Annotated in this window: 5 protein-coding genes; 1 reads left to right on the top strand and 4 read right to left on the bottom strand. The window is 57.8% G+C overall.

Annotation, left to right across the window (positions count from 1 at the left end):
• Positions 1 to 1,335 precede the first annotated feature (1,335 nt).
• Positions 1,336 to 1,704 (bottom strand): H-NS family nucleoid-associated regulatory protein, encoded by a 369-nt coding sequence (locus tag AAFX91_RS01420; protein ID WP_130576751.1) that lies wholly within the window; start codon positions 1,702 to 1,704, stop codon positions 1,336 to 1,338.
• Positions 1,705 to 2,447: 743 nt separating this feature from the next.
• Here AAFX91_RS01420 and AAFX91_RS01415 point away from each other — a divergent pair.
• Positions 2,448 to 2,816 (top strand): H-NS family nucleoid-associated regulatory protein, encoded by a 369-nt coding sequence (locus AAFX91_RS01415; protein WP_130576749.1) that lies wholly within the window; start codon positions 2,448 to 2,450, stop codon positions 2,814 to 2,816.
• Positions 2,817 to 3,054: 238 nt separating this feature from the next.
• Here AAFX91_RS01415 and AAFX91_RS01410 read toward each other — a convergent pair whose 3' ends face one another.
• From AAFX91_RS01410 to AAFX91_RS01400, 3 genes are all read right to left on the bottom strand, one after another.
• Entirely contained in the window at positions 3,055 to 4,533 is a 1,479-nt protein-coding gene (locus AAFX91_RS01410) for an exopolysaccharide biosynthesis polyprenyl glycosylphosphotransferase (protein ID WP_130576747.1), read from the bottom strand.
• Positions 4,534 to 4,833: 300 nt separating this feature from the next.
• Complete coding sequence (locus tag AAFX91_RS01405) at positions 4,834 to 6,162, bottom strand: polysaccharide biosynthesis/export family protein (protein ID WP_130576745.1); 1,329 nt, start codon at positions 6,160 to 6,162, stop codon at positions 4,834 to 4,836.
• A gap of 97 nt (positions 6,163 to 6,259) precedes the next feature.
• Positions 6,260 to 8,593 carry a polysaccharide biosynthesis tyrosine autokinase gene (locus AAFX91_RS01400; RefSeq protein ID WP_130576777.1) on the bottom strand — a complete coding sequence of 778 codons (2,334 nt, stop codon included), beginning with the start codon at positions 8,591 to 8,593 and terminating at the stop codon, positions 6,260 to 6,262.
• Positions 8,594 to 9,059: the final 466 nt, after the last annotated feature.

Genomic DNA, 9,059 nt, shown 5'->3' with positions numbered 1-9,059 from the left:
GTTATCCACTCCTATTTTGCGCTGGATTAAATTCGTGAGGGTCCTGCATCATCGAGAATGTTTGGATGCGGACCGATCCATAATTAAATTCTTAATAATAAATTAGACGAAGAAAAATAAATAATATAATAATCCCGGTCTGGGCCTCGAGCCCTCGGGGACGCACAACGCGAACGCGCGGCTTCCCAGCCAAGTTCTGCTTATTGAATTTTGCTGATCCGATTTCAGAGAGATTTAGACCGGGAGCCGTCGATGGATCGTCATGCCGAGTTCAAGCTAGTTTGCGACAATTGCAACTCACTGAGCATTCGGATTGACCTTGCTGAGGGGGCTCCGTCCTCGACCCCGATCCGGTGTGGCCATTGCGATGCGCCCCGGGGCACGTTGGGTAACCTTCGACGCCTTGCCAGCAAATGTGATTCGCTCAAGTCCGACCTGGACAAGGCGTTCTTTCCAGCGAGACGTACCCCTGACGCGCTTGAAGGCGGTGACCTGCGATAGGGTCCGGAGGCGCATTTCCCATCGTTGCCGTCTGTGGGGCTTTCCGGCCAACGGTCATACGTCGTCCGGCTCGCCCGCGTATGAGCCGAGCGTTCCCCCACCGCAACACTCGCGCGGCGAATTCGTCGCTTCCACGCGGGGTGCATTCAGCGGGCGACGAAACCAGTCACTGTTCTCGGGATGGTCGCGCCGCCGGATAGACTGGCAGGAGCGCACTGCAGCATCGGCGCTATACTTTTATCCGCGAGCGAGAGTCGACTATTGCAAGCCAGCCACACAGAGATCTCGCTCGCATATGCGGGAAGTGTTTAGTTCGATTTGAGAAAAGAGGTAAGGACGCTTCGCGTCGCGCCCGATTTAAGTTGCTTCGTTTCGTGGCTCGATTTAAACTATTTAAAGCGGACGCGAGTTAGTCTTTCGTCCGGCCGTCGAATTTCCGGGCGGAAGTTTGCGAGACATGCGATGAATTTTCATGCGTAAAATTGTCGCAGGCGGGATGAACCATCATCGATGATCGCCGACTAACGAAAGTGACGATTGCCGACCACCGGTCATTTGTTTGGGTGAGGGGGTCAATAATGAGAAATATTTATAAGTCGAGTGATTGCGTCCTTTGGGATTCCCTTAACGCGATCAAGCAGGCGCAAATTCAGCTTCATCTTTTAAATGGTGAGGGAGCCAACCCAACCGTCATTGCCTCCCGAATTCAACTCTGCGACGTTCTTCTGGGTGAGATTTCGGGCATCCGTACCAGTCTCGCCAGACATCTCGAGTATACACGCGGCGCGGCGCCTGTTCAGTTGCACAGCTAAGATATCTCGGCGAACGACGCGCTCAGGAGCGGTGAGCGTTGTCGTCCGTCGCCTTCTCGCTGTTCTCGATCCTGAACTCCTCCAGCTTGCGCCCGGACTGCAGCGCGGCGACGAGCCATCGGGGTTGCTTGCCGCGACCGGACCAGGTTTCGGTTGGCTCCATCGGGTTGCAGTATTTCGGCGGCACCCGTGGATATCTGCGGCGCGGCCGTTCGGCGCCCGGCTCGGAACCTGCATTATCCTGCATCGGCTCGGGCGGATTAAGTTGAGCCAGGCGTTTCTCCAGCTCGAGCTTCTCGGCCGTGATTCTCTCCGACAAAATCTTCGTGATCTCTTCGTGGAGAAGCCAAAGCTCGTCGAAAGTCATAGTCTCTAAATCGGATTTGCGCATCGTGCTCTCGCGACCAATTTGAGCCTGAGCGGAGGCAATTTCTCTACAAAACACACTCTCTGCTCAGGCGATAAAAAGCGCTGAGCGCCGACGTGAATGGAAGACATTATATGTGACATAAATATTATATCCAATGATTTATTTAATGCTTGATAATTCGTTTTTTATTGGCAAGCTATAGCGGAATTTCAGACGATCTACGGAGTTTAAATAAATAAATAATTGTGCGGAAATGTGGTTTAAGTTGGTATTGTAAGGGTTTGAGAAATGGACCGTATTGAGCTTCCCCTCTGCCATCTTCATGAGACCGTCAGTCGCTTTGTCGTCCCCTCCGCCGCCCTGCGGGACATTCGCGCCTTGCAGGCCCAGATCGAGCTTCGACGTCTCGCCCTGAGGGATATCGAGGTAATTCGCTGCCGGCTACGGCCGCTCATGCGGCGGAGAAGCAAGCGCGTTATCCCGAGCCTGCGTAAGAGGGATGGGAGGCGATTGCGCCAGGCGCCGGCATTCCGCGCCAGGGGCCTGCGCGAGTCCTGCGCCGTGTAGCCTCTTCAAATTTGGTAACATATCTTATTGCGAGTTCCCTTGGGCTGTTGCAGCTTCTGGAATAGGCTGTGGGTACATAAATGTATGCACGGCGGATTTATCCAGAACTTGCCGGGGAACTTTTTGGTATTCCCCTTGATTAATAATGAACGAGGCCATATGACAGCCGATTATTAAGGCGGAACTGCGGGACGACCATGTCGGCGAAAGAAATCGAACTAAAGTCCATGTCTTTAGATGATCTCTGGTCACTTCATGAAGAGATCAGCGCGATATTGTCGGCCCGGATCGAAGCGGAAAAGCGCGAACTTGAGAAGCGGCTGGCGGTTCTTAGCAGGGGTGTGAGTGGCGCGCGTGAGTCGGACGATGCGCGCGCGCTCCAGGGCGGGAAGCCGCGGCGGAAGTATCCGAGAGTACTGCCGAAATACCGTAATCCGAAGACTTCCGAGACCTGGTCGGGCCGTGGCAAGCTGCCTCGGTGGCTTGTCGCCGCGATGAAATCAGGAAAGAAAATCGAAGAGTTTCGGATCAGCGAGAGCGGTTCGAAGGGCCGGCAGCGCGCCTGATCCTCGACGAAGTCCAGGATCGCAAATCCTCGATATCTGGTCGACGGACGACAGCTTGGACAGCATGCGAGCCATGCCATCCGGGCTTAACCGTCTTGCGTTCGTTCATTGGTGCCCCATTGCCGAGGGCGGCTTCGATCCGACCCCTGGAGCGTTTCCGGGCGACGTGGATACCTGCTGGTGTGAAGGAAAAACGCGCCAACAGCGTCGGTTCTGATGCGATCAGAACCGAATACGGTCAAAAGGCGTTGCGCGCGCGCAATACTTCCATTGGGGTCCGGAGCAGAATTGCGAGATCCAGTCGTAGACTCCAGTTGTCGATGTACCACAGGTCGAATTCGACCCGTTGCTCGATCAGGGTCCTCGTGGGCGTCGGGCCGCGGCAACCATGGATCTGAGCCCAACCGGTGAGCCCGGGCTTGACCCGCCGGCGGAACGCGTAGTGCTGGACCGCCTCGTCGAATTGACTGTCGTGCGCCATCGCATGCGGTCGCGGTCCGATCAGGGACATGCTCCCTTCCAGGACATTCAGGAGCTGCGGCAGCTCGTCTATGCTCGTCCTGCGCAGCCACTTGCCAATCCGGGTCACGCGACTGTCGGCGGGCCCGGCTTGGGTGATCGAGGGTCCGTTCTCCAGCACACGCATGGTGCGAAACTTGTAGATCGCAAAGCTCCGGCTGTTGAAGCCGCAGCGTTGCTGCCTGAAAAGGACGGGGCCTGACGAGTCCAGCTTGATGATGACGGCAACGAGCGCCAGCAGCGGCGCCAACATGATCAGGCAAATCCCAGCGCCGATCAGATCAATGCTTCGCTTGGCGGCGCATTCAATTGGGGTGAGAGGCCCGCGCTGCACCTCGACGCCTATGGCGCTTCCGAGATCCCGGGTCGGTCGCGCGAACATCTCCGATGCAGCCCCGACCGGAACGAAGACGACCGGAAACGGCAACACTCTTAGCTCGGCCACGAACTCGCGCAACTCGCACCATCGGTTCGGATCTGCTTCCACAATGATCTGTTCAATGTCGAAGCCGCGTGCATGCCGGACGACAAGGCCGCTAAGTCGCCTGCGGTAGCTTGAACTGGCGCCGGGCCGAGGCAGGCTGAAATGTCCAGCCAAGCGAAATCCCAGTGCCGTGAGCGCCTCCGCCAACCCGGTGTCCTGCGATCGCGCCTGGTCCGTGATCAACACCACATTGCCGCCGGAAAATTTCCGGTCGTTGAGGCCCTTCGAGAGCAGGGCTCTCATGACGCCCCGATGTCCGATCAGCATCGCCAGGCCGACGACGGCAAAGGCGATGCCGGCGCCGCGGGAGAGTTCTGCGCCAATGTTGAAGGCGCCGACCGCTCCGCTGAGCAGAACGAACACGAATATCCAGGAGAGGCAAACGGCGTGGACTTGACGGCGAAATGCGAGCAACTCAGGTGGCCTGTACATGCCTCGCATCTTCAGCAGGGAAACGTAGAGCGCCGCGACGACGATTGCGGAGCCTACGGCCTTGCTGACATCGGCTGCAGTCGCGCCGGCATACAGCCGGTAAAGCAGTGTGGAAAGAATGCCGGCGATCAGGATGATCGCGACGTCGCTGCAGGTCGCGAACAACTCAATGGAGCGATAGCGGATCGGCCATTTTCGTTCTGACTTCAGCGGTGGACTGAAGCTACGAGCGGCAAACTCGCCGTGGACGTCCGCTGCAATGTTGCGGCTTATGAAATTCATGGCTTGCTGAAATGATCAAGGGTGGCCCGTCTTAACCATTATTTAATGTATAATAAACTATTAAATAGAGCAACGATTAATTGCAAAATTAAATGAATTAAATGCGACGCTCGTTCTGGGCCCGCGCGTCGCTGGAGCGGCTCCTGTAGCCGCCGGGCGCACATCCGGGTGCATTGGGCGGCACGCGATAGCGCTTCTCGCTGCCCACGTGGAGCGGCGCGGTAGCGGCGTAATGGACGCATGATCTCCTCCCGGAGATCATGCCGTGCCGGCAGCGTCGCCGGGCATAAGCCCGCCGAATCACCGAGTGATCGCTGGTGTAATTGTGACCGATGGTGAAGTAATTGGCGTCGGTGTCGTGATCACCGTGCTTGTTCCGCCCGCGGTGGCGGCCTTGAGTGCGTAGCCGTTGGTCGCGTAGATGATCGGGTCGTTTGCCGTGGCCAGGACCGTTCGCACGAAATTCAGGAACTTGGTGGTTTCGACCGTGGCAGAGTTGGACGTGTAGATGACGTCCTTGTTCCGCATTTCAAAGGTTTGAGCGAGGAAATAACCCGAAGGATCGCGGAAATTGATCAGATAAACTATAGGAATGATCGGACCCTTAAAGGGCCTGCAATCGACGCCCATTTCCTTGGCCACCTCGCGCGTCTCGCCCCGATACAGGAAGACCGACGACGGATCAGCCAATCCATCGTTCATGCCGCCCTGCTTGCCTACCGCCTCGGCTAGCGAGATGCGCCACGCATCGAACTTGAATTGCCCCTGCAGGCCGGACGCACCGAACGCAACGAAGGTCTGCGGTTGGCTGTAGAGATAGATGACGTCGTTCGGCAACACGTAGATGTTGTTGGAAGGCTCGTACATCAATGCGCCGAACGGGACGCTAGCCCGGTGTCCCTTGCGCTCGAGCGAGACCCACATGTCATAGCCTTGCGTCGCAGGTCCGCCGGCGCGCGCGATGGTGTCGATGATGCGCTCGGCGGACGGACTCGCACGAAAGCGGCCGGCGTTGCGCACGTCGCCAAGCACGCTGACCAAGGACGTGTTCTGCTCGGCCAGAGCCACGACGACCTGCGGCTCGAGGGCTCGGCCCTTGAGCTTGTCCGTGACCTCGTCACGGATCTCCGATGGGGTGCGGCCCAGCGCCCGGATCGTGCCTGCGTACGGAACGGCAATATATCCCTTCTCGTCCACCGCCTGGTTTGGAACCGTAACGAAGTTGCCGGCGCGGACGCCGGCGTCCGATGTAAACAGGCCGCCGGCTGCGGATTCGAATATCGTGATGCTCACCGTGTCGCCCACGCCGAAGCGGAACGCCTTCGCCGGCGCCCTGTCGGCAAAGGCCGAGGACAGCCTTGGCGTATAGCGGCCGAGGACTTCGACAACCTCGGGCGTCAGCTTGACCAGGGCGTAGGGGAGGGTGGCAGGCTCAAGCCCTTCCGACGCCGATCGGACATCCGTCGCCAGCGGGCCGGATCCAGGCGTGATAATGCACCCGGCACAAGATAGCGCCAGGAGGCCAGCAACGATCCTCCCACATGTTTGCAGCGCAATAATGGTGATTATCCCCAAGTCGTCCCAGTAGGGGTAAGGTACATTAATACGCGATTCAGGCCAGCGAATCATCGCGTTAATCTGAAATGCAACCGGTGCTTGTTGCCGATATGCAACATGGCGGGGAGGGGCGGGGGCGCCCGATCCCCGACAGGGTATCGAATCCGCTTCAGTTGGAGACGGTCAGCCCGTAGCGGATATAATGATCGTCGCGATAGTAGTCGCTGCGGTGCGTGTCGTAGCGAGACATCGCCTTAATGTCGGTCTTGTTGAGAACCGCTCCGATGAGGCACTCGTGGATATTGGGGGCGGTGTGCAGCGCATGCTTGACGACGTCGACCTTCGTCTGTCCCCATTCCACCACCAGGACGAAGCAGTCGATGAAGCTTGTCGTCGAACGCACATCGACCAGGGGGGTCAGCGGCGGAAGATCGACGATGACGTAGTCATACGTCGATCTTAGCTGATCGAACAGCTTGCGCATCGAATCCGCCGCCAACATCTCGCTGGTGTGAAGCACTGGTGTCCGGCTGATGGCGGGCAGGAATGCCAGATTGGTTTTCGGATCGCGCCAGATCGTCTCCTCGATCTGCTTCCCCTGGGTGACGACGTCTACGATGCCTGTAGTGGCGTTCGCGGCGAGGCTGGCGGAAAGCGATGGGTTTCGGAGGTCGCAATCGACGACGATGACGCTCTTGCCGCTATGGGCGATGAGCTGGGCGAGCGAGGCTGCGACCGTTGTCTTACCCTCATTGGGCAAGGCCGAGGTGATGCCAATCACCTGATTGGAGGCTTTGCTGGGATTGAGGTCTATAGCGAGTTTGATGGCGCGGATCGACTCGGCGTACCGAGATAATGGCTTGCCGATGATGGTCCTGTGAAATGTCGAACCAGTGGAAATCTTTCGCTGCCGCATGTCATGATCGGAGTTCCATGACGCTGCCTTTGCTGTCGACGACCGCTTTTCGGCCCGCAATGCCGGCACCAGCGACAGGCACGGTAATCCCAGCGTGGTTTCGATCTGCGAGGACGTACGGAAGACGCGATCCATCATTTCCCTGAACAGGCCGAGCCCCAAGCCCAGCCCAAGGCCGCCGAATAGACCCATCATCATGATGACTGATCCCTTCGGTTTGCTCTTGCTCTGCGGCGGCACCGCGGGATACATCACCCGCGCTTCCGCGATAGGAAAACCTTCTTGCTGCGCCGAGCCCACATAGCGCTGCAGGAACGTATCGTGCAGGCTGCGCAAGCTTTTCGCCTTGCTTTCCAATTCGCGTATTGTGATCTCGGCCAGGTTTGTCGTGCGCGACTGCTCCACAGCCTCCGCCATTCGCTTCTCAATCTCCTGCTGCCGCTGCTTGGCGACCTCTAATTCGCTCCGACTCGTCTCCGCATACCGCTTGACCTCGTCGAGGATCGACCCGCGAAGCTCGCGCATCCGATTTCGTAAGTTTACCACCGCGGCGTGGTCGCGGCCAAAACGTGGCGCCCACTCGGCGACGCGCCGTTCGAGCTCTAGATATTGCTGGCGAAGATTGGTGATGATGGGGCTGTTAAGTGCATCCGCGCCCCCTGCATCCAAATTGCCGATCGATGGCGAGTTCGCCGGGTTGGCTTCCAGAATTGCCTCGTAGCGGTTCAACTTCGCCAACGCCTCGGACGTTTGCGCGCGCGCGGCGACCAGTCGGCCGTTGAGGTCCGAGACCTGCTGCTCGTCGATCGGCCTTCCCCCGGAGGAAATGACGTTGTTCTTGGACTTGTAGGCACTGACCGCGCGTTCAGCAACGAGGGCCTGCTCTCCGAGCTCCTGTAGCCTCTGCTGCATCCATTCCCTTGCCCGCCGATTTGTCTCCTGCCTCGCTTTTTCCTGATCGGCAAGATAGACGCTCGCGATCGCGTTGGCGATCTCGGCCGCTCGTACTGGGTCGCTCGAACTGTAGCCGATCTCGATCAGATCGCTGAAGCTGATCCGGTTTACTGAGACGCGGCCCTGAAACGCACTGATGAGGCCATCCTGCGGCTCGCTCGGCGGAGGCGGTTGCAGATCCTGCGGCGGAGACAATCCAAATACAGCACGAACTCGCTGAAACACAGAGGGCAATGACCGCGGCGATGGCTTGAAATCGGGGTCGTCGGCAAGGTTGAACTGAGTGATGATCTGGACTGCCAGCCCTCTCGATTTGAGGACCTCTACCTGAGTTTCGAACAGACTGCGATCGAAGGCCGGCTCAGCCAAGATCGATTGTTGCCGGATGAATTGCGCCTTGGCACTATTCTCGAGCATGACCTGGACCAGGGCGGTATAGGTCGGCGGCGTGATCCGCAGATAGATCAGGCACGCGGCCATGCCGAGTACGGTTGCAAGAATGATCACGACGTACTGACGTCGCAGGAATGCAAGAGCGGTATTAATGAGTTCGCCGATCCCTCCGCTCTCGGCCACATCGTTGTAGGCGGGTGCGCGAAGCCTGTCGGGTTGCAGCATGTTGCTCTGGAGCATTCGGTGTTCGCCTCCGCCACCTGTGAATTCCGCCGTGCCGCCGCCAGCGTAAGTTTTGGCATGGCCCGTCGAATGCCGGGCGCCGCGCTGCCCTGCACTTAATAAATATACCGGAAAATGTGGTTTGTTCAAATTAAATGTAAGATGGTTAATTTGCGGATGCTGAATGTGGCCGTTCGCGGGTATTTTTCGCGGCTATTTAATGTGTGGGACGTTTGAGTAATCTCCGCAAGCATCTCCGCAAAATCGCGGAGAGCGGGAGGTTCGTCCGTGGCCGCCATAAGCGAATTAAGGCTTACTCTGTAGTAAAATCTTCATTCAGCCAGGAAACAGGCTTGTTCGTGAATGGGTTGAGCGGAAGCTGCGTGGCGGTTCCCCGAATCTAGATTCAGCGATCGGTAACGTCCGAGATAATATATATGTCGTGTGATAGCGACATAATCGATTGACATTTAATTTGCTGCGA

Source organism: Bradyrhizobium sp. 31Argb (genome assembly GCF_043638955.1).
In the GTDB taxonomy this organism is placed as follows: domain Bacteria; phylum Pseudomonadota; class Alphaproteobacteria; order Rhizobiales; family Xanthobacteraceae; genus Bradyrhizobium.
This window is presented reverse-complemented; position numbering and strand designations above follow the sequence as displayed.